We start from the raw sequence: 21,007 nt of genomic DNA on the forward strand, positions 1-21,007 counted from the left end.
GCTGGCGTGGGCCGCGGGCACGATCCCGGCCGCGACCGCCGCGGCCGCCCCGCCCGAGGAGCCGCCGGGTGTGCGCGAAACATCCCAGGGATTACGGCAGGGCCCCAGGAAGGTGCTCTCGGTGACCGGCAGCAGACCGAACTCCGGGGTGTTGGTCTTGCCGAAGATCACCAGGCCCGCGTCGCGATAGGCCTTGGTGATGGCGCTGTCGGCGGCCGCGACATTGTCCTTCAGCAGGGCCGAGCCCGACGAGGTGACTGTGCCCTCCAACAGGGCGCCCAGGTCCTTCAGCAGATAGGGCACGCCGGCCAGCGCGCCGGTGGGCTTGTCAGCGGCTTCCTTCCGTCCGAAGTCCGCGAGCTCCAGGGTGACGGCGTTGAGCGCCGGATTGACCTGAGCCATCCGCTCCAGGGCGGTGTCGAGCAGTTCGGCGGCGGAAACCTCGCCCTTGCTCACCAGTCCGGCCAGGCCCACGGCGTCGTGCCGGCGATATTCCTCGAACTTCATGGCCGTTCTCCCTGTTTGCGACAGAGGATCACAGAGGGCCCAATCGGGACGAGACAGAAATTCGCGTCTGGAGCATTTTTCTTTGGAACACTCTTCCGTCCGGCGAATTGATAGGGGGCGACGGCAAATCGCCCCCCCGACTTGAGCCGTCGCCCTGGCCCCGGGCTCCTTTTCAGGAGCGCCGGGGCTTTCTCTTTCTCCCCGCGGCAAGACGTCGATTTGCGAAGTCCGCGAGACTCCGACATAACCCGTGCAGGTTTCGGGACCGGCGCTCCTGCGGAGCGACCGTCGACCTGCCGGGGGACAGGTAGGCGCTTCTGGCTCGGTCGGAAGCGCCTTTTCCGTGGGCGTCAGGCGCTGGCTTGCGAGGCGACCTGGCCGCGATAGACCTCCCGCGTCGCCTTGAACCGTTCAAACGGGAAGGCGATGGGCGCCCCAGCCAGGGCGCAGGCCAGCATTTCCAGATGCGCCGCCCAGCCGGCGGCCGATCGTCCGACATCGTCATCCGGCGGCAGGATCAGGGTAAGGGTCAGCTCGACGCCGCCATCCCGGGGCTCGAGCCGCCAGCGGATCGGGCGGGACGGATCGGAGGGCCCGCTCCAGGAATATTCCAGCCGCTCAAGCGGCGTCACAGCCGTCACCGCGCTGTCGATGACGATGCCGCTGTCGCCGAAGTCGAGACGCACCACGCCGCCGACCCGAAGGTCGATGCTTCCCGGCGCCAGCCACTGCACCAGCCGCTCAGGCGTGGACAGGGCCGCCCACACCTCGTCGGGAGACGCCTCAAGCCAGCGCGTGAGACTGGCCGTCACCATCGCGCCTTCGCGTCCAAAGGTCGTGGGGCCGAGTTCCGGATCCGCCATGGGTCACCTCCTGACCGGCAGACTAGGCGGCGCGTCGGCCGCGCTCGTTGACTCAGGTCAAGACCGGAAGCCGTTGCCCCGCAGCGGCCGAAACGGCTAAGGAGGGTCGGCCCGAGCGGGCCACCAGACGCCGGATTAGCTCAGCTGGTAGAGCAGCGGTTTTGTAAACCGAAGGTCACGGGTTCGAGTCCTGTATCCGGCACCACCTATCTTATTGAATTCTAGCAATAAATACCCTCTCTCGGGGCGGCGTCGATGAGTGCGATTGGGGGCGACTTCGGGAGAAAACAGGGCATTTCGGGACAAGAGTCCCGAAATTGTCCCGAAGCCAGTTCGCCCCTCCAAAGGCCCGAACAGAGCGATGGAATGCGGCTTTGCTGTGAAACAGTTCGCCCCTCCCCCGGCCAACGCAGCGTCCGCATAGCGCCAGTAGCGGACATTAGCTTGGGGCCAAGAAGCGGACGTCCAGCCGCCACACCCTCGCATGGCCTGCAAGAAGCGGACGGACACCATTGTCGTGGCCACCGATAGGTCGGTGCTCTACTCGGATGTCTCACCACACCAACTTTTTGGTCACGAGCCTGGAGGCCGCTTTGACTTTGATTTGCGCTTGGCTGGATCGAAGCGGCGGCACGCGCCGGATCACGGCGCTCGCGGACATGAGGATTTCAGCAAAGGACGATCAAGCAAACCGCTTCACGATCTCGGACCTGACACCCAAGCTGTTTGTTCTTGAGGCGAACGCCTACGGGCGGATCGAGAACGAGATTGGCGTCCTCGGCGATCGTTACAGCACTGGGCGGATCGGCCTCGCCTTCTCAGGCAAGGGTGTCATCGAAGCTTTGAGCATCGTTGCGCACGCGCAGAGACTGCTCACCAACCTGCTGGCGGTCTCCGGGCGCCCACAGCCAAAACCTGCTCATGTGGCGTCTTGGTTTGGAAAGCTCGTCCAGAGCTATTTCCGTGACCATCGGCAGAGAGACAGCGTCAGCCTGACATTCTACCTCTTCGGGTGGGATGGGAGCACTCCATTTTGGGTGAAGGTGCGCTGGGGCGGCTCCGAGGGCTTCAGCCAGGGGGGTGATGCGTTCACCGATGACACCTTCCTCGTTTCGGGTGAGGAAGCGACCTTCGTGGCGGACGAAGTTGAACTCATCCAGCGGGCAGTCCGACGACACAAGAACGGCCTTGGTATGCCGGCGGATGTGGTCAGCGCATTCGAAGTCGAGCTCGAATCCCAACGTAGCGAGAACGCCATTCGAAAACAGGTCGAGGAGAGCGTCATTGAACGGATATTGCACGACGCAAACGAGACCGTTGGGGGCGTCCTCCAGAAACTGGAGATCACGACCGCCGGGGATACGTCACTCACCCGCCTCGCCGCAGAGTACGGAGTTCCACCGTTTTGGCAGGACGACGACGATGGTGAGCTGATGATACCCGATTACGTTCAACTCATGGGACGGACCAAACGCAGTACCTGACAGGCGTGGCATCCAATGCGGCCGCTCAAACGGCACCGCAAACGGGCGTTCCGGGGATGTGAGACTTCCACCCACCGCGGGCGTTCGGCCGGCCCGGCGCAGGCCGTCGCCTCTGCGCCAATTCCGGAACTTGGCTTGAGGTTCGGAGGCGGACGTTGACGCGCCATGGCCCGGTAGGTCTGACTTCGCCCCATAGGCGATCTCGAGGAGGTCCGCTTCTTGGAGCATCGCACTGCGTCCGAAGCCTGTTCGGTCCTGTTCGGCTACGCGGCATGAAAGCCGACTTAGGCCTCAACCTTGCCAGCGGCTAAGCTCCCCCTTAAGTATTAAACGACATTACCTGTAAGTCTTGGTTGAGCCCTGCGCCGTCGGTGCACACGCCGGGGGACGAATGGCCTCAGTCGATAGAAAAACCGAGATCGCGCCAATCAACGGGACACCGGTAAAGCGGATGTTCTGGTCGATCATAAGTGACTACGGCCTGCTCACCGGCGTCTGCGAGCTCGTCGACAATGCCATAGATCTTTGGAACCGCGGCGAGCGGAAACGTCCATTGACTGTGCTGGTCGATCTCAATGTTCAACAGCAAACCATCACGGTTCGGGACAACGCCGGTGGCGTGCCGCGCGATAGCCTCGACCTTCTCGTTACGCCAGGTGGCAGCGCCAACGACCCCGAGGCCGAGGTCATCGGTCTCTTCGGCGTCGGTAGCAAGCGGGCCGGCGTCGCCCTTGGTGAGTACGTTGAGATCAAGACCCGCCATAGCAAGGGCGAGAGCTTCGAGATCAACATCACTAAAGACTGGCTTGCGGACGGCGGCTGGGAGATGCCGGCCTACCAGATCCCAGACTTCGAGCCCAACGCCACCCAGGTCGTCATCGCCCAGCTTCGCAAGCCCATCAGCGTGGATGGCGTAGAGGCAGTGCGCCAACACCTAGCCGAAGTCTATAAGGGCTTCCTCGGCGCGGATTGCACAATCGAGGTGAACGGCGCGCCCATCGCGCCGCTGGGATTTGACACTTGGGCCTATCCCCCTGGCTTCGAGCCCGTACGTGTCGCGCTCAGCTGCGATCTCGGTCATCCCAAGCCGATACAGGCCAAGATCACAGCCGGTCTGATTCGGGACCGCGACGCGGCGGAGGGAAACTACGGGGTCTATTTTTACCTCAACGGTCGCCTCGTCGCGAAAGAGCTGAAGACTCGCGACGTTGGCTATTTTGTCTCTACTGAGGCCGGTGTTCCTCACCCAGACGCCTCGCTCTGCAGGGTCATCGTCGAGCTGAACGGCCCAGCCCGGCTGATGCCGTGGAATAGCAGCAAGAGCCAGATCGACTTCGGGCACGAGGCTTACCTTTGCATAAGGCCGAGCCTCATCCAGCTCGTTAGCCGGTTCAGCAAAATCTCGCGGCACCTGAAGAATGACCGCGAAGACGGCGTCTTCAAATATGACGATGGGGCGGTCCAACATATCGACCCCGAAGAGGTGACGAGCGCTGGCCGGATAGTCCTCCCGCCGCTGCCTAAGCTGAACAAATCTCAGATCGAAAAGTTGAAGGCGCGCAACAAGACGGTCCTGCAAACTAAGCCTTGGACGCTGGGAATGGTCGAGGCCTTTGGCGCCGTGGATGCGATCGGCCGACAGAAGCTAGAGACCGGAAACCGGATCGCATTGATCTTGCTCGACAGCACTTTCGAGATCGCGTTGAAGGAGTTCATCGTCCACGAGGACAGCCTCTTCCCGCCGCGAACCTACGACCAGACGAAGCTAACCCAGATCTTCGCGCGCCGATATTTGGTCCTCAACGAGATCAAAGCGAAAGTTTCAATCCCAGACGAGGTCTTCCGGCTCTGCGAGCACTATTACGGCATTCGCAACAAGCTGGTTCATGAACGCGCGACCGTCGATGTCACCACCAGCGATGTTGCGAATTATCGCCTGGTCGTTAGCAGGGTCCTGAAAACCCTTTTCGGGGTACAAATCTGAGCTGGCTGAAACCCACGGAAACGGGAATCAGCGCGATCGCCTGTGCTTGGAGTTGAGCTTCACACCTCCTGCGCCACTTCCGCTTGCCACCCTTGGCCGAGGCTGGCGCAGCCGATCGCCCGGAGTCGGCTCAGCGCCAGTTGCAGAAACTAGCTTCGAGCCCAGAAGCAGACGTTCTGGACCTTGCGACCTTCGCCGCGAGACGCCGAGACGGGCGTGAAGAGGTCCATGCGCCGGCCATTTCCTGATGTGACCGAGGTATGATTGCGGATGCTAAATGAAAGCCCGCTAACAGCGGCGGCCCAGCTCTGAAGGCTCGGAGGAAGGTCTTCTGAACGCGCGGAAAGGAAAGCCGCTATGCCAGACACGAAGACAGGCCTTGCCGAGACCGGACGTTTCGCGCGCTTGGTCCAGGAGTTGAACACATGACCAATGTTGCGCCGGAAGGGACTAACGCAGGGCGTTTCACACCGGAAACGGCCTTCAGCGCGCAAGCGCCGGAGCCCAACGGCGCGACGATCTGGTGCGTAGGGCCGGCCGACATTGATAGGGTCGCTGAGGCAGCCTCGATCCTCCTCTTCTGCACGGTCGAGGGCCGCCGGCTCTATCGCAAGGTTCGGGTCTTGATGCCGCCGGGCAGTCCCGGGATCGCCGAACTGCACACGGCGGGGGAAACCGTGCTTCGCGCACGCATCGACGCGGGCTCGGCGAACAACGCCGTGGCGGCATTCCGCGAGCAGGTCGAGGCCCTAGAAGCCGCGACCCTGGACGTTGCCGACGTGATCGCCGCGCTTCCAGGGACTGGCGAGCGCAACATCGCGATGATCATCCCCCATGCCGCCCGTTATCGCGGCGTGGCCGTCACGGGACCCTCTGAGCGTATCTGGGCCGCCAATGTCGCCGAGCTTGCCCGGCAGGCCTGCGCCGCAGCCCGGCTGAACGAAGGGTTCGTTCTAATCGACACTGGGCAAGGCATGGTCGAAGACTTCGAAGGCACGCGCATGCTGCTGGAGGCGGATGATGACTGCTCGGTCATGTCCGGGATCCTGCAAGACAATCCCGAAGTGGAGTTGCGCACCTTGGCTCGTCGCATCGAGGCCTTGACCGCGGAGCGTCGGTTCGGCGAGGCCTTGGCCCTAGTCGACACTCTGCCGCATGGCCCCGCGGCCCGCGCCGCGTCCAAGGCGGCGATCTATCTGGAGGCCGGCATGATCGGCCCCGCCGCCGAGGAGTTGCGTCTGGCGCGAGAAGGCGGCGTGCCCCCAACCGGCGACGCAGCGCTGCAAGTCGCCCGCTTGGCGCATCGCGCCCAGCAGAGCGCCTTGGCGGCGGAATTCCTCACCCAAGCTATCGATCGGGCGGAGACTCTTGAGGTCTTGGAAGGCGCGCTAGAGCTCGCCGATCATTTGGACCACGAGGTGCTCGCTAGCCAAGGCGTGGCCAGGTTAGCCGAGCTCTTTCCAAGATCGGTGGCCCTGATGGACCATAGGCTGGCTGCGGCGCTCCGCGATGGGGACCTTCAAGCCGCCGCCAATCACCTGGACGCCGCGGGCCAGCAAGCCCACGCGGCGTTCTACCGAGACCTGGTGGGACAGATCGATCATGCTCGCCCTGACTACGAGCGCGTGCTAGCCGCCACCGCCGAGACAGATTCAGCTCGTATAGGCGACGCGCTGAGGGCGTGTGTCGTCGATGCAGGGCGCCAGGGATTCCGGCTTCAGGCTGCGCGTTTGCTGCTGGACCATCCGGCCGACGTGCCTGGTGGCGATCTGGGGTGGCTGATCGGCGCGACGCGGGAACTGTTGTTGGCCGACTATTCGGTCGATCCCAACGCGGTCTTGGGCGTCTTGGCGGAGACCACCGAACTTGCCCTGGTTCGCCTTGGAGAGGTTCCGTCCAGCACATCCCTGAGAGGCGAGATAGGCAACCTGCTGTCGACTGAGGAAAGCGGGTTGATGGGGCGAGTGGTGCTGCGCAATGCGCTGGTCCGGCGCGCGCGCGTGGCCCCAGACACCAGTCTCGCGGAGCCGGTACGCCCTCCCTTCACCGAGCAGGAAGCCGACGCCTTCCAAGTGGCGGGCGAAGCCTGGATTTCTGCCGAGACCGCGTTGCTGATCGGGCAATCGCGCTGCCCCGAAAACTTGGTTCCAATCTCGTTCCATGGCGGTCTTCTCTGGGAATTGGTATCGACGATCGAGACACATGGGCGACTGCTTGGACCACCCGAGGAGGACGAGGGTTTCCTACGCTATGTCGGGATCGTCTGTGGCTTCGCATCCTACGTTGAGGGACCCGACCAAGACCTCGACATCGCCGCCTTGAAGTTGGCCGCCAGCCAGCTGGCCCGGGCCGGACGGCTACAACAGGCCCGGGACTTGATCGAGACGGCGCTGCAGGCCGCTGGGACGTCGCCCCGGCGGCGGCGCCTCGCATGGTCCGCTTATGGTGAGGTGCACCGCTTGGCGGGTGACCCCTATGAGGCTGCCCAAGCGTTCTCGGCGGCACTGTCAGTCGAGGTGCCTATCACCTTGACCGAGGCCTGGCACGAGACGCTCGACCTGGCCCGCGTCTTCCGCGACCTTGCCGAGCCCGGCATCGCGCGTGGCATGATCGATCGAGGGGACGGCATTCTCGGGGCCCTTCAACGGACCGCCGACTACGGCGCGCGCTTGGACACCTTGCGCTTGCAGGTCGACCAGATGGAGCTCATGCGCCAGAGCCCGCCCAACGCCGAAGCGTTGCGACGGTTGTTGGTCAGCGCGGTCGCCAATGGCCGCGCGGTTTTGGAAGTTGAAGACGAACCCGGACCCATCCTGGCAATCCTGTCCCAGATGCTGCGTCTGGGCCGTCAACGCGGCGTCGAGCTTCCACAGGACGCCGACGCGGTCGCCGCGGCGTTAATGGACAAGATGGCGCCCGGCGCCGTCGCCCGGCTGGGCCGGTTCCTGGATGATCCGACCGTCGGGACACTGGCCGAGCAAGCAAGCGAACTGGCTGGGGTGCGATATGGCCGAAACCTGGTCCAGGACATCTCACAGCTCGTGGCCCTTACCCGTCGCTACCTGGCCCTGGAGCCGCTCGACGCCCAAGGGGCGGCCTATGCCGTCCAGCTCCTTGCCGACCACGGTCTTCTAGAGCGCGACGAGTTCGGTCTGGAAACGCCGGCGTCGCTGCCCACTTCACCAGACTTGGTGCTGGCGACGGCCACGTCGATCTCCACGACAGGCCTCGGCGTGACCCTGCTGGGCCTCGATGAAAGCGGCCGGCTGGTGCGGATCGACGTGGTGGATGGCGAGGTGCGGCCTCCCGTGCGCGAGGCTGCGGCGCTGTTTTCTGAAGATCGACTGATCGTATGGCGCGAGGCTTTTCCAGCGGCCTACGCGCATCTGGACGACACCCGACCCGATGGCAGCCGCCCGGACGCGTTCGAGGTCATTCGCGCGTTCGACGAAAGTATGGCGGGGTTGGCCGTGACGGATCTGCCACCCCAGAGGGTCGTGGTCGTGCCGGACGCGCGCCTGTCGGACCTACCTGTGAACCTGTTGTCGGTCGACGGCGTCTTCGCGGGGGAACGGCGCGCCATGGCCGCGGCCCCATCCTTGACTTGGTTGGCTGCGGCTGCCTCGCAGCGAGATCGGCCGGTCGGCCCGTCGCACTGCTGGATTCCCACCGTCGGCGCGGCCGAGGACAGCCTACTGCCTCGGGTCGCCAACGACCTGACTGCGCTGCTGGCCCGCGAGGGGATCGGCCTGACGCGGGACGCGGCCATGCCGCCCGACCTGGTGAACGCGGAACTGGCGATTATCGGTGCCCATGGAGGGCTGGGCGCGCTTGAGGAACGGTTTTTCCGGGGCCTGTCCGACGAGGTCGGTCAGGTGATGGCCGCCAATCGCCTCGCCCATGGCCTGGCGGGCGCCAAGGTCGCGATCTTGTTTGTTTGCAGCGGCGCGCGGATCGACCTCGAGCCTGGAGCCCAGGCAGGCCTAGGGTTGGCGCGTCACCTGCTGGATCGAGGATGCTCGGCCGTGATCGGCTCGCCGTGGTCCCTGGGAGGGGATGTTCCGGCGATGTGGTTGCCGGCATTCCTGGAAGCCTGGAACCAAGGCATGCCGGTGATAGACGCCAACGCGTACGCCAATGAGACGACCCGGGGCTTGGCCAGCGCGCGACATGCGCTCCATGTCTATGGCGATCCTTTGGTGTGTCGCCCGGTGACGCGCGCCCCCCGATGAACTGTGTCTAGACGGGGTCGTTGTGGCGCCAGGAGCTGACATTGGTTCGATGCCTGGAAGCAGACATCGAGTGTACCATGCCCGGCCGATGCCCCCCGATCCGCGGCCTGACTGCACGACAAGGTGCGAGCGTTTCCCCTCTCCGCGCGATCTCCTAAGTGATGCAGGTCCAGGGAGCCGATCTTGCCGTCGGGTGGCGTCTTCTAGTGTTCCCTGGATTGCAAATCCGCCGCGCACCGGCCTCAATGGTGCCGGGGGAGGCCAGAGGCCAAATGCACATCGGCACAAAACGCGAACGACGTGAGCGATTGGTCTCGCACGGTTACTTCGCGCCCGAACTTCCGCCTTGCTTCACCTCGATCGATCTGGCCCGGCACAGCAAGGCGATCCTTGCGAGCATCGACCAGATGCCCCTGACGAAACAGGGCAATCCTGCGCACTACCGCTACATCTCCGAGCCGACCTGGTTCTATTTCCCGCGTTTCGGGAAGGACGACCGCCGTCACGGGATCCCCAACCCCATCGCCCACCTCGTGCTATCGCGGGTGCTGGCAGACCACTACGTCGCGCTGCGCAAGGTCGCGCGCGCCTCCAGGCTGTCGCGCTCACCGCTCGTGTTCGATTGGAGCGGGCCGCGGGCGCTCGCGCGGGATAACGTCAGCATCCGTGATGATTTTCGCGTCGAGCTCGCTGCTCGGCGCGAGATTTATGTCGCCGCGGACGTCCGCGCGTTTTTTCACTCGATCTACACTCACGCGATCGCCTGGGCCGTTCATGAGAAGGAATTCGCCAAGCAAAACCGCGGGTTGAATCACTTCGGCAACGTCATCGACCTTCTGTGCCGCAACGCCCAGGCCGGCCAGACCATCGGGCTGCCGGTTGGGCCGGACACCTCGCGCCTCATCGCCGAAGTCGTCGCCTCCGCTATCGATGTGCCACTGCAGAAGCGCTTGAAACTTCGAAGGCGCGACGCGTCGCGGTACATCGATGATTACACGCTCAGCAGCGCCAAGGGTCTGTCGGGCGAGGAACTCCTGGCCCAGTTGCGGGCCTCAGTGTCGGCCTTCGAGCTCGAGCTCAACAGCGAAAAGAGCGCGATTGTCCCGACGTCGGCGCGCCAGATGAGCGGCTGGCAGGCAGCGGTCCGCGCCCGCATACCGCGGCCGGCGCAGCGCGGCGGCGACGTCGAGACGACGGCCCTCATGCAGTTCTTCTATGAGCTTGGCCGTCTCTGCAGTGATCACGTCGACACGAACATCGAGAAATTCGGGTTGCTCAACGCGCGTCAGTCACTCGTTGCCGCCACGGATTGGGTGCCGATCCAGGCCAACTTGATCAGCGCTTATCGACGCAATCCCAGCTTGGTTTCCCTGCTGGTCGAGCTTTGCCTCCTGCGGCAGGTTGCCCACGCCGACGTCGTCAAGCCTGACCTCGGCGAGTTCCTCGAGAACCGCATCGATGTCCTGGCGCGCAGCAGTCGCACAGGCGAACTGGTCTGGCTCCTCTTCCTGGCAATCCGGCTGCGCATCATCCTGTCGGCACGACGACTGGCGAGCTTGTTCGGCATAGAAAACGCTCTCGTTGCCCTGCTGGTCGTATGCTTAGAAGCTCGTGGCCTGGTCCAAGGTAAGATCGACCGTTCCACCTGGGACCGGTCGCTCAACGGCAGCGGTCTGCGTGGGCCTATGTGGCTCTACGCTTATGAGGCCGTGACCCAAGGTTTCCTGCCAGGCGTAGCTGACGATTTCATCGCGGACGACCAGTACTTTTCGCTGCTGCGGGACAAGAAGGTTCGATTCCTGGACATCGATCTTGGCTTCACCTCGCTAGCTGAAACGCTGCGTGGCCTGCGGCAGACCAACGCTAGGCTGGAGCGCCTGCGGGACGCGATCGAGGACGGCTCCGAAGGCGACTTTGACGACATCTTCGACGCCGACGACGATGAGGACGACGACGTCTTCGGGTTTGACGACGGCGGCTACTGACCGATCAGGCGCGCGCGGCTTTCAGGCTATCGAACTCGCTGATCCGTCACGTAGCCACTGGAATTACAGGCCAGCGCGCCAATTCCAGACCTCAGCACGTCGCCCACGCCGACCTAGATGCATGTCCGTCGTCCTCGCGCCGCTGCAGGGCAAGACATCGGCTATTCACTCCTTTCAGTTGCACTTAAGGTTGTTCGGCGTCCTTGGAGAGAGGCACATCCTATGCCCGATTGGGCGAACGACCCTGCGGACGAAGCGCATCTTCGCCTTTTCGTGCCGGGCGAGGGCTGGAAGCGCCACGCCGACAAGCTCAGCGACGAGGACGGCAAGCTCGAAGCTGCCGGCGCCAAGCGTCTGATCGAAAGCGCGTTCTTGAACGCGCTCAACGCCACGAACCTTCTGGTTCTAACCGGCAGCGGCTCGTCGCTCGCGGCCAAGAACGGCGCTGACAAACCCCAGCCCGTCGGCATGAGCGACCTCTGGACCGCAGTGAAGGCAAAGGTCGGCGACGGCACATTCGAGACGATCTGCGCGCTGTTCCCCAACGCTCCCGTCAACGGCAACATTGAAAAGCTCCTGACGCTTTGCAAGCTCTACCTAGAGCTCAACCAGACCTCCGAAACCCAGGAAACCAAGGCCGTCGCCGCGTTCGTGAAGGACGCGGAAGATGCGATCCTGGCCAAGGTCGATTTTGTCGACGCCAGCACTGGCTTGAACGCCCACGCCACAGTCATCCAAAAAATTGGCCGGCGCGGCATGCGAAAGCCCCGGGCGAGATTCTTCACCACCAACTACGACCTGTGCTTCGAAGAGGCCGCGCGCCGCCACCGCTTCACAATCATCGACGGCTTCTCGCACGCGCTCGACCAGACGTACGACCGCGCGAACTTCGACTTGGACATCGTTCGCCGCGAGCAAGGCAAGGACGCTCCGGACTACATCGAAAACGTCTTCCAACTGTACAAGCTGCACGGCTCGGTGGATTGGCGGCGGATCGACAGCGAGATCTACCGGTCCAAGGGGCCGAAGGGCGACCCAGTCCTGATTTACCCCCGATCCAGCAAGTACCAAGAGTCCTTCGAGGCACCCTACCTCGACATGATTGGGGCGCTTCAGGCGTCGCTTCGCGAGCCCGATACGGCGCTGATCGTCTCGGGGTTTGGCTTCAACGATGACCATCTCAGCCGCCCAATCCTAGCGGCGATGGAAGCCAATATGTCGATGCGCTTGGTGGTCTGCGATCCCGCGTTCCTCGCCGCCGAGGATCTTGCGATCGACGAGCACGTGATCGAGGCCGAGCTGAAGACCCAAAATCCCTATCTCACGGCCTTCTATCGACTCGCGAAGGGCGGGGACCCAAGGGTCCACCTGCTGAATGGCCGCTTCAGCGACATGGCCAAGGCCCTCCCCGACCTAGTCGGTGAGACTGACCGGGAACGCCACATCGCGCGGGTTCGTTCGCTGCGCGACGAGCCCGCACAGTGACCAGCCGTCTCCCCAGCCCCGTCGACCCTGGCCTCTACCTCGGGACCGTGACGGAGGTCACGGCCTCCCAGGTCCAGGTGAACTTTCCGAACGCCACGGCGCGTCCTGAGCGGCGCGGACTGTCGCGCGGTGCCGTGGGCGACTTCGTCTTCATCGACTGCGAACGCGTGAAGCTATTGGGCCGCGTTATCGAGACGAGGATTCCTGATGGCGAGCGCCTCAGCGTCGAGCCGCGACTGGGCGAGACGCCTGACCCCAACCCGATCGGCCGGGTCCAACTCCTAGCGGCCGTTGAGCAGGGCTCCGATGAACTGCGGCGCGGGATCCCCGCCTTCCCGCGCATCGGCGACAGCGTGCACCTAGCCGATCCGCGTTTGCTCGCGCAGCTCATCCGTAACGCCGTCACCCACAAGGGCGACGTGACGCTCAGCGTCGGCCGGATCGATGCGGCCGACGGCGTCGACATCTGCCTGCCGCCGGAGAAGGTCTTTGGGCGGCATGCCGGAATCTTCGGAGCCACCGGGGGCGGCAAAAGTTGGACCTTGGCGACCCTCATCCAGGAGCTCAAGGGCGCGGGCGGCAAGGCGATCCTGCTCGATCCTACCGGTGAATTCGTCGACATCGACCCGGTGGACCAGGTCTTCGTGTTCGAGGCGGCCGCTGGCCACAAGCTGGTGCACTTCCCGTATCGGAAGGTCACGGAGGACGACCTGTTCTCGCTCTTTCGGCCGTCCGGGCAGAGCCAGGGTCCCAAACTCCGCGAGGCGATCAAGAGCCTGAAGCTTGTCGAAGCGCTCGCAGGCGTAGCGCCCGCAGGCGTCACCTTTGTCCAAGGCTTGGTCGCAAAAAGATTGAAGCCGCGCACCCCATTTTACACGGCAATCGCAGCCAGTGCAGACGTGATCCACTCGCCGTTCTGCGACTTCGACATCTCCAAGCTGGCAGACCAGATCAAAGCCGAGTGCGTTCATTCGTCGGATTTCGAGCAGCCGCAGAATTTCGGCAAACTCGATCCTGCGACCGGAGGATATTGCGAGACGCTGGTCTCTCGCATCGCAACCCAGATAAACTCGCCTGAGCTGCAATGCCTCTTTCAAACAAATGGGGCTTCGCTCGTTGAGGAGCTGGCTGCCTTCCTGGCCGACCCGACGAAGGATGTGGCGGTTATCTCCTTTCGCGAAGTTAGGTTGGAGCACAACACACGCGAGATCCTGCTCAACATCATCGGCCGCCACCTGCTGGGTTTGGCCCGCCAGGGCGCGTTCCGGGAACGGCCGCTGGTGGTGTTCCTCGACGAAGCGCATCAGTTCCTGGGCCAGACGGTCGGCGACGAATACGGCAGCACGCAGCTTGACTCCTTCGGCCTAATTGCAAAGGAAGGCCGCAAATACGGGCTAACGTGCGTGCTCGCCACGCAACGGCCCCGCGACATCCCGCACGACGTCCTGAGCCAGCTCGGGACCCTGTTCGTTCATCGACTCACCAACAAGCAGGACCGCGACACCGTCGAGAGCGCCTGCGGCGACCTCGACCGTGGGGCGGCGCAGTTCATTCCGATGCTGGGGCCGGGCGAAGCGATCATCATCGGCCCGGACCTCCCGGCCCCACTGCCTGTGTTCATCCACCCGCCGACCAGCCCACCGGATTCCCGGGGGCCATCCTACCAGGCCTTCTGGAAATCGCGGCGCGACGCTGCCTCCCAGGCGGCTCAGGCGCAGGCCGCTCAGACAGCCGGCGAGGCTGAAGCTCCGGCGGAGGAATAGCGCAGTCGAGGCGCTATGCACGGTCCAAGAGCGGATCGAACGCATGGATGCGCTGGACCATAACCCGCCCTCCCTCTGCTAGACTTCGGTGTTCAGGAAGCGGGGCTCGCCTGCGGGCATGTGGACGTTGATGATCTATCCCGTCCAAGCGGCTTGATGCCGACCACTTGCTGACGTTCGAAGGTGAATACGCGCCCTAGCCTCCAAGCAGGTGCCCTGTTCTTGGAGCCATGCCTCCCTGGCATTTTCCGAGTCCAGTAACGCGCCTTCAACGGCGCGATCAGATGATCGCCCGAAGCAGGCCCTTTCAACTTCAGCTACGAGCCCAACTCGGTCATTCGCCATGTCGCCGTCCGGACGCTCTGAAGCCCGGGTTAGGCGCCGACGACCTCCCTCCAGCCACTATGGTCCACATCGTTCGCCATTCGGCGGGACGTAAGAGCCTCGCTGGAAGCGGAGACCAGCGGGACGTAGGCTGACTGTCCAATGCGCATCGAACGCGATGTCGGGTGTTAGCGCTCAGTTGAACCGCACCCGCACCCGCTCTGGACCCCGAGGCGGCCTTCGCTCATCCGCCCTAGACGTCGAGGCCGGCCAGAAACGCTTCAATATCGATGTCTTCCAGGGGGTCTAATGCGGGCAGGTTGCGGATGCGATCGAGGTATTCCGCAGGATAGAGTCCCCGAACGTCGCGGACGCCATCTTCATAGCGGGACCGGAAGGGTTCACGTGTCGGCGTCGCATGAGGCTGGCGGAGGTTTCGAAATGGATCCACGATCACGGGGCCGCGGGGCGACCTGAAACCTGGGATGGCGCCGGCAGCGCGGCGTTCAGGTCCAAGGCTGCGTGATACGCCGACACGGCTCTTCATCGCCACCGGGCCAGGGTCGCGCCATTCCGCCGATATGAGGTCGCCGAGAAGGACGGGCATGCCGTCAGGTGAACTTCGTGCCGACTGGACGATAGCGCTGCGGTCGTAGCCCTTGAGCAGGTAGTGGACCAGAAGCCAATGCAGCCAGGGCGTCTCGACGGCCGGGCCCCGGACCCTTATCGACCTGGCCGCCCGACGGCCAAGCCGCCGCTGGGGCCAGCCCATGGCCCACTGCCGAAATTCTCGGCGGAAGTTGCGCTCTGGCCCGCCCTCGACGGCGCCCGGCACGGCGATGGCGAAGTGGGAGTGAAGGCCATGCTTGCGGCCACATTCATGGGAATACACCCAAGCCTGCGGCAGGCCCTGACTATGAAACCACTCCCGCTGACACTTCAGGAAGGCGGTAAGTTCCGTTTGGGCGTCTTCAGCTCCGGGGGCGCCCAGTAGCGCCCAGTTGATGGTGAGGTGGGTGTTGAAATATAGCCCGTGTTCCCAGGCAAAATCGGCGGCGGAAGTAACTGCGGCGAACTCAGCCTCCGAAACGAAACGGGACGGCGGCCTTTCAGCCGCCGTCCACATATCCGAAGTCTTCATTAAGCTTTGCGGCCCGGGCGGTACTTACGGATCAGGCGTTGCGGGGCGCGGGATTGTTCATTGGCCTCCTCCCACTCCATCATCGCAGCAAACTCAGCCTCGTTCTGACCGAAGACCGTACGCCAGATCTGACCTGCCGAACCAGGCTCCGCGCGAAGGCGGTCGCGCTCGACGGCGCCATCATCCTTAACCTTCGGCATTGTTGTCCTCCAGCGACGTTGCGATCGCCTGGGGCGGATCGGCCATCAGGGTCGGAACGGACTCGGCGGTCGAGAACACATTCGGCCAGTTCACCTTGGCGAACTTGGGACGCTTGCGCGCCTTGAGCTTGTCGCGGGGGGCCTCCGGCGGCGGACCGACGCCGGCCATGTAAGCAGCTGCGCCCAGGATGCCCTCGTCCTTGACGCGCTCGAGCAAGGCGCGCGTACGCGGGCAGACGGCACGCAGGCGCACGCAGTTCAGGGCGACCGCCAGGTCACCCTTATCCTGGATCGCCTCAAGATCTTCCAGGGTGGGGGCGACATACCTGAAGACTTTGCCCTGAGGCGGAAGGTCAATGCCGAGGCGCAGCGTCAAGGTGTGATCTTGCGTTCCGTCGAGGGCTTGCTCGACCTCCATCGGACCGCCAGCGATGGCAGGGATGGGCACAGCACCGGTTTGGCTGGCGATCGCAATACGACTTGCGAACGGAAGGCCGGAGCCGCCCGGGACTTCGTCGCCGGATTCGTGGGTGGGAGTAGGAGAAGATTTGGCTTCCATCGGAATGCCTCCGTTAAAGGGGCATTCCACATAGCGCATCCACTTCGCGGGCTGGGACAGTAGCAAGCGTGTTTGGACAGAGGTGAGCCGGCCGCACACCTCGCGGCCGCGCCTGAGGAGGACCGGCAAAACTTCCGCTACCGAAGGGGCCTCGACGCATGTTCTTGCTCGGTCTTCTGCCGGAGGACTTTCATAGCCTCCCTCGCTTCGTTAAAGTAATTCTTGATGACCTGCGCGGAAACGTCTCCACCCTGAAGGTCTAGTTGACCCCTAACGGCCTCCACGGAAAGCTTTTTATTGCTACTCTCAAGAGCCCGTAAGATAACCGAAAACACCAATATGTGTTTCTCCCAATCCCGCTTTCCAGCTGACTTCGCCTTGTTTTCGGCGTCCTTCGCTCTCTTCTCGAGGCGCCCCACCTTTCCTATGGCAGCCCTGAGCGCCTGATGCGAGTACTCGTAGTCTGGCGCCAAGAGATAACGCCTGACGAGCCGATGAACGAAGAACCCGTGCTCCCATGCCCATAGAGCCAGAACGTCTGGCCTGATCAGGTAACCGCCGTTGGCCGATTCAAAAGGCGGACCCGCATCGCTCTTGGCGAGCGGCTCTTCCACAAGGGCGTGGTTGAATTCGCCCGCTTGAAAAGCCTGCCAAAGCTCGGATGCCAGGAGGTTCAGTTCCTCGGCGGGGCGTGAGACGGGCGCATTGGCGATTGCCCAACCCAGGAGTTCCGGGGTCGGCCGCCAGCCCAGTAAGACGGCCGGGGCTTCAGCTAGCGTCCATGACGGGCACTTTGCGGCGGCCAACAGATCGGGCACAGACATGGGCTGCAGCATGGACCTCTCTTCCAGTACGAGGCCTTCCCACGCACGGAGATATCGCGCCTCAACCGTCTTTGGGCTTTCCCCTAGGTCCCGCCAGATCGCATCACAGGCTTCATCGCGAACCTCCGCTTCGGCTTGGAATGCCTCCGGATGAAAAGCGCTCGGATAGACTCCCGGCGGCCCAAGTTCGCGCACAACAGTGAACTGAGCCATCTCCGATTGGACGTCCGTGATCCATTCCCGCCCGACGCCGTCATTGTCAGGTCGGAAATCCTCCAGGAACACATCCTCATCGTTCCGCGTCTGATACCCCACGACGTTTCCCTTCCGGCTGCGCCCATCGGCTGCGTTGTAAGACGAAGCTCTGCAAGACTGCGTGGGCCATTTGCCGAGCCAAAATTACTTGCGAGTCAGCTCCAGTGTCACGACGGTTTTGCGGCGGCAGGCGAAGGACCGACCCGTGCCATTCTCGCGGAGAAAAATCGCTCACCAGTGACACTGGTCGGTCATTTCTTCTTATATTTCAATATAATATGGGACCTTCTTGGCTTTTGGTTTTCAATGACAGGTCGACCAAGGAGTCGCCCCCTGGTGCGTGGCGTCGATCGTCCGCTGCGGCGCTGTAGGCAGGCAGCGCCTCGCTCAACTCTGCCCGAGAAGGGCCGGATAGTGAAAAGGCTAGCAAAACTCTATTATTACTTACCCCCCCGGCGCTCTGCCTCCCCTCCCCCGCCTACCCTTCCCTTCGCCTTCCCCTTCGCCTTCCCCTTCCCATTCCCCCTCCCCCCACCACCTGCTGCTACCACCCCCCACATCCTGGGCCGGCAGGATGAGCCCCCGTCGCGCCTCCCCCCCTCGCTGGTCCATCAACTTCACGCCGGCTTCATTGAAGCTGGACAATGCAGCCTCTCCTTGACCTCCCGACCCTTCATGCCCTCGGCGACAACGCGCGTCGGCAGCGGCCACTAAGAGGAACAGCGCACGAGCTCGATCTTCATCCCGTCGTGAAGCTGTTCACTCCGGACGCCTCCTGCACCTGGCTCCTCACTGAACTCGACCCTGCTGACCAGGATACGGCTTTCGGGCTTTGCGACCTCGGCCTGGGGTCGCCTGAGCTCGGGTATGTCAGCCTTCGTGAGATCATCCATCTACGCGGCAGGATGGGCCTGCCTGTGGAGCGTGACCTTCATTGGAATGCGACGATGCCCCTCTCCGTTTATGCGCGGGTCGCCCGCAAGCTCGGCTATCTCCTGGTCTGAGTCTTCCTCGGACGACCGTCATGCGCGCACGCCCAAGCCTTAGAACCTCACCCACCTCCCGAGCCGCACAATGGACCGGGCTCACGGCGATCGCGCTCGATCACCTCTTCATCTCGCAATGCTGCTCGTCAACTTTCACCAACTCCCCCACGCCAGCTCCAGCATAGGCGCCAATCCTCTCACCCTGCCCTTCCTTTGGACCGCAGCACTTCGCCATCAATTTTGCAGGCGGGCGACCGAAGCTTCATCATGATCGAACCAATGCCGCCGCGGCTCCGCGCCCGTCTTGTCGCGAATTATCTCCTGCAGAGGACCCTTGGCCGGTTTGACCACCTCGTGGACCTGCATCCCTTCGTCCGGATTTCGCTCTGCGGCGCCCGCGGCTTCTGGCTCTTATCGGAAGCCGACCCAGACGATCCCGACTTCTTCTTTGGATTGAGCGCCGCGCGCGGTCACCGTCGTCTGGGCTGGATTCGTCTGACGGAGATCGAGAGGTTCGCACAGGACCGAGGCCTCGCGGTCCAGCGTGACCTGGCCTTCAGACCCAAGATGAGCCTGGCCTCATACCTTGACGACGGAGCGACCGATCGGACTGACCTGAACTGAACTTCGTCGTGCCGCATCGGCGCTCGCCAGGTCGGGAAGGTCAGGCCGGACACTCGGGCCTGTCGAGGGTCGCAACTCTTCGTCGCCATCTCAGAACCTCCCGCACCACCACAGGAGCCTCTGCCAACGCTCATCTCGTTCGCGATATGGCGAAGCTCAGGGATTGATGACTATCAGGAGACAGACGATAAGTAGCATGCGCACGGGGGAGAGCGATCTATGACCAAAATTGATGACGGCGCCAACGCGCCTGAAGAACCTGTGTCGGCGGTCGATGAAATGGTTTCGCCGACCCTCCTCCCCCACGCCCCTGAGCTTATCCGCAGAGGCGACTTGGTGAAGATCGCGGCCCTCCCCGCGCTGTACGCGGTCAGTCGTCTGGCGTGGTGGGGGTTCATGGCGATTGCAGAGCCAGAGCGGATCGCAGGCCTGACCGGCGAGGGTAAGGCTATATTCCTGGCGTTCACTTTCGGCGGAGCCTTGGCGCTTCTGTGGGTTTGCTCGCGCCTCGTCGCCTCCCCCAGGTCTGCAACCGGTTTGATCCTCCTTGCGGCTGGCTGCTTCCTGGCCTTCGACCTGGGTGGCTTCCTGCACCGCGCCGGAGGGCGCTATTGGCTCACGGCGAGTGTGTTTCTAACGTTGGCCGGCCTCGAAGCTGCGCTTGCGGCGCGAAAACTCGGCCCGCCGTCTGGGCCCAGCCATCGCGTCCGAACGTGGGGGGCGCCTATCGTGGCGTGCTTCGGCGTTTGCTTCGTGCTCTGCGTAGGGTTTGCATCCTACTTCTTCCGGGCTGCGGCGCCTTCCGCACTTGCGGTCAATACCACGTCGCCGGTCCCCACTGTATCCCAGGAACCCACCGCTGGTCCGGCGCCTGGACCACCCGTGACGACTGTGGTGCAAATCCCGGCATCCGCGCGAGACGCCCTCTTCCAGCTGGCCTATGGCGCAGCTGCACCAGCGCCTGTTCTCATAGGCAACGGGGCCTACCAAGCGCATCCGGAGTTCGCGGTCCTCGTCGCTGACCACACGTTCGCTCTTGTATCCCTGGCCGAGATCCCGGCCGAGGAAGCTGCTGAAGGCCAGCCGGCGGTGGTGGCTGTCCACTACTTCGGCCAGGGCAGTGACGGCACGCCGCAGTCCATCGGAGCGTGGCCAGCCCTTGTTTCGTCTGGCTCTGGAGGAACCACCTCAGGCCTGAAGCTGCGAGCCGACCTCCTGGCCTTCCCTGTCGTTGAGGTAACTGGCGGGTTCTACCTCCAAGGCTGCGGTGCCAGCACAACCGATCTGATTGTGCTCACGCCAAACGGTCCAATTACGACAAGCTACCTCTCGGCTTATAGCGGCGAGGGGGAGCGTGATCGTTTGGCGACCACCTTGACGCGGGTAGACGACCAGACACTTGAGGTCTCGTATTCGGGCGTATTCTCAGGCCGACTTCGTTTGAACTTCAATGGAAGCGAGTTTGCCAAAGAGGGGATTAGAGACGACGACCTGCCGAGTTGCTGAGGCCTCGCTCAGTCCGGCGATCGACGAGTATGTAACCCGTTGGCTTGTGTTTTGAAACGCATGACCGCCGGCGGCATGCGAGTCCAATCTCCCCAGTTCCTTGTCTGCAGCAACCACGGTTCCCAGGTCGCGACCTTCGTCTGCCAGCAGGTTGCCACAAGGGCCCATGGTTTGCCTCTGGGCTTCCACCACAAGGCCCCAACAGTCGAAGAACCGAGGCCTGATGCCTGCTGCAGCGCCTGTAATGCACGGCGCGTCGCGGGTGGCGGATGGCGAGGCGCCGCA

General features: G+C 63.4%; 15 protein-coding genes and 1 tRNA gene. 10 read left to right on the plus strand and 6 right to left on the minus strand.

Annotation, left to right across the window (positions count from 1 at the left end):
• A partial coding sequence (locus OCL97_RS08470; protein ID WP_377369308.1) for an amidase family protein occupies window positions 1-507 on the minus strand: 507 nt, incomplete at its 3' end.
• Between the two features lie 350 nt (window positions 508-857).
• The gene (locus OCL97_RS08475; RefSeq protein ID WP_377369310.1) at window positions 858-1,370 is read right to left on the minus strand and encodes an SRPBCC family protein; all 513 of its coding nucleotides are present in this window, start codon (window positions 1,368-1,370) and stop codon (window positions 858-860) included.
• Window positions 1,371-1,499: 129 nt separating this feature from the next.
• Between OCL97_RS08475 and OCL97_RS08480 the strand changes: the two genes are divergently transcribed.
• The 7 genes from OCL97_RS08480 to OCL97_RS08510 all read left to right on the plus strand — a co-directional run bounded on the left by OCL97_RS08480 (window position 1,500) and on the right by OCL97_RS08510 (window position 14,303).
• A tRNA-Thr gene (locus OCL97_RS08480) sits at window positions 1,500-1,575 on the plus strand.
• A 343-nt stretch (window positions 1,576-1,918) separates the two neighbouring features.
• A complete protein-coding gene (locus tag OCL97_RS08485) occupies window positions 1,919-2,854 on the plus strand; it encodes a hypothetical protein (RefSeq protein WP_377369312.1) in 936 nt (311 codons plus the stop codon).
• Window positions 2,855-3,245: 391 nt separating this feature from the next.
• Window positions 3,246-4,838: an ATP-binding protein gene (locus OCL97_RS08490; RefSeq protein ID WP_377369314.1), complete on the plus strand. Its 1,593-nt coding sequence runs from the start codon at window positions 3,246-3,248 to the stop codon at window positions 4,836-4,838.
• 425 nt (window positions 4,839-5,263) lie between these two features.
• Complete coding sequence (locus OCL97_RS08495; RefSeq protein WP_377369316.1) at window positions 5,264-9,070, plus strand: CHAT domain-containing protein; 3,807 nt, start codon at window positions 5,264-5,266, stop codon at window positions 9,068-9,070.
• A 272-nt stretch (window positions 9,071-9,342) separates the two neighbouring features.
• The gene (locus OCL97_RS08500; RefSeq protein WP_377369318.1) at window positions 9,343-11,055 is read left to right on the plus strand and encodes an RNA-directed DNA polymerase; all 1,713 of its coding nucleotides are present in this window, start codon (window positions 9,343-9,345) and stop codon (window positions 11,053-11,055) included.
• A 222-nt stretch (window positions 11,056-11,277) separates the two neighbouring features.
• Window positions 11,278-12,540 carry an SIR2 family protein gene (locus tag OCL97_RS08505; RefSeq protein WP_377369320.1) on the plus strand — a complete coding sequence of 421 codons (1,263 nt, stop codon included), beginning with the start codon at window positions 11,278-11,280 and terminating at the stop codon, window positions 12,538-12,540.
• Complete coding sequence (locus tag OCL97_RS08510; RefSeq protein ID WP_377369322.1) at window positions 12,537-14,303, plus strand: ATP-binding protein; 1,767 nt, start codon at window positions 12,537-12,539, stop codon at window positions 14,301-14,303. Before OCL97_RS08505 ends, OCL97_RS08510 begins: the two co-directional genes overlap by 4 nt.
• Window positions 14,304-14,880: 577 nt before the next feature.
• Here OCL97_RS08510 and OCL97_RS08515 read toward each other — a convergent pair.
• From OCL97_RS08515 to OCL97_RS08530, 4 genes are all read right to left on the minus strand, one after another.
• On the minus strand, window positions 14,881-15,768 hold the full coding sequence (locus OCL97_RS08515) for a hypothetical protein (protein ID WP_377369324.1): 888 nt from the start codon (window positions 15,766-15,768) through the stop codon (window positions 14,881-14,883).
• Window positions 15,768-15,968 carry a hypothetical protein gene (locus tag OCL97_RS08520; protein ID WP_377369326.1) on the minus strand — a complete coding sequence of 67 codons (201 nt, stop codon included), beginning with the start codon at window positions 15,966-15,968 and terminating at the stop codon, window positions 15,768-15,770. The genes OCL97_RS08515 and OCL97_RS08520 overlap by 1 nt, the downstream gene beginning before the upstream one ends.
• Window positions 15,955-16,527: a hypothetical protein gene (locus OCL97_RS08525; protein WP_377369328.1), complete on the minus strand. Its 573-nt coding sequence runs from the start codon at window positions 16,525-16,527 to the stop codon at window positions 15,955-15,957. Before OCL97_RS08525 ends, OCL97_RS08520 begins: the two co-directional genes overlap by 14 nt.
• 137 nt (window positions 16,528-16,664) lie before the next feature.
• A complete protein-coding gene (locus OCL97_RS08530; protein WP_377369330.1) occupies window positions 16,665-17,666 on the minus strand; it encodes a hypothetical protein in 1,002 nt (333 codons plus the stop codon).
• Window positions 17,667-18,250: 584 nt separating this feature from the next.
• Between OCL97_RS08530 and OCL97_RS08535 the strand changes: the two genes are divergently transcribed.
• The 3 genes from OCL97_RS08535 to OCL97_RS08545 all read left to right on the plus strand — a co-directional run bounded on the left by OCL97_RS08535 (window position 18,251) and on the right by OCL97_RS08545 (window position 20,722).
• The gene (locus OCL97_RS08535) at window positions 18,251-18,610 is read left to right on the plus strand and encodes a DUF2958 domain-containing protein (protein WP_377369332.1); all 360 of its coding nucleotides are present in this window, start codon (window positions 18,251-18,253) and stop codon (window positions 18,608-18,610) included.
• Between the two features lie 195 nt (window positions 18,611-18,805).
• Entirely contained in the window at window positions 18,806-19,216 is a 411-nt protein-coding gene (locus OCL97_RS08540; protein WP_377369334.1) for a DUF2958 domain-containing protein, read from the plus strand.
• A gap of 219 nt (window positions 19,217-19,435) precedes the next feature.
• Window positions 19,436-20,722 carry a hypothetical protein gene (locus OCL97_RS08545; protein WP_377369336.1) on the plus strand — a complete coding sequence of 429 codons (1,287 nt, stop codon included), beginning with the start codon at window positions 19,436-19,438 and terminating at the stop codon, window positions 20,720-20,722.
• Window positions 20,723-21,007 lie beyond the last annotated feature (285 nt).

Origin of the sequence: Phenylobacterium ferrooxidans (assembly GCF_042714595.1) — a bacterium.
Taxonomy (GTDB): Bacteria; Pseudomonadota; Alphaproteobacteria; order Caulobacterales; family Caulobacteraceae; genus Phenylobacterium; species Phenylobacterium ferrooxidans.

Coding starts and splice junctions, on each gene's coding strand:
- OCL97_RS08475 (WP_377369310.1), bottom strand. CDS start 1,370: ATGGCGGATCCGGAACTCGGCCCCACGACCTTTGGACGCGAAGGCGCG.
- OCL97_RS08485 (WP_377369312.1), top strand. CDS start 1,919: ATGTCTCACCACACCAACTTTTTGGTCACGAGCCTGGAGGCCGCTTTG.
- OCL97_RS08490 (WP_377369314.1), top strand. CDS start 3,246: ATGGCCTCAGTCGATAGAAAAACCGAGATCGCGCCAATCAACGGGACA.
- OCL97_RS08495 (WP_377369316.1), top strand. CDS start 5,264: ATGACCAATGTTGCGCCGGAAGGGACTAACGCAGGGCGTTTCACACCG.
- OCL97_RS08500 (WP_377369318.1), top strand. CDS start 9,343: ATGCACATCGGCACAAAACGCGAACGACGTGAGCGATTGGTCTCGCAC.
- OCL97_RS08505 (WP_377369320.1), top strand. CDS start 11,278: ATGCCCGATTGGGCGAACGACCCTGCGGACGAAGCGCATCTTCGCCTT.
- OCL97_RS08515 (WP_377369324.1), bottom strand. CDS start 15,768: ATGAAGACTTCGGATATGTGGACGGCGGCTGAAAGGCCGCCGTCCCGT.
- OCL97_RS08520 (WP_377369326.1), bottom strand. CDS start 15,968: ATGCCGAAGGTTAAGGATGATGGCGCCGTCGAGCGCGACCGCCTTCGC.
- OCL97_RS08525 (WP_377369328.1), bottom strand. CDS start 16,527: ATGGAAGCCAAATCTTCTCCTACTCCCACCCACGAATCCGGCGACGAA.
- OCL97_RS08535 (WP_377369332.1), top strand. CDS start 18,251: ATGCAGCCTCTCCTTGACCTCCCGACCCTTCATGCCCTCGGCGACAAC.
- OCL97_RS08545 (WP_377369336.1), top strand. CDS start 19,436: ATGACCAAAATTGATGACGGCGCCAACGCGCCTGAAGAACCTGTGTCG.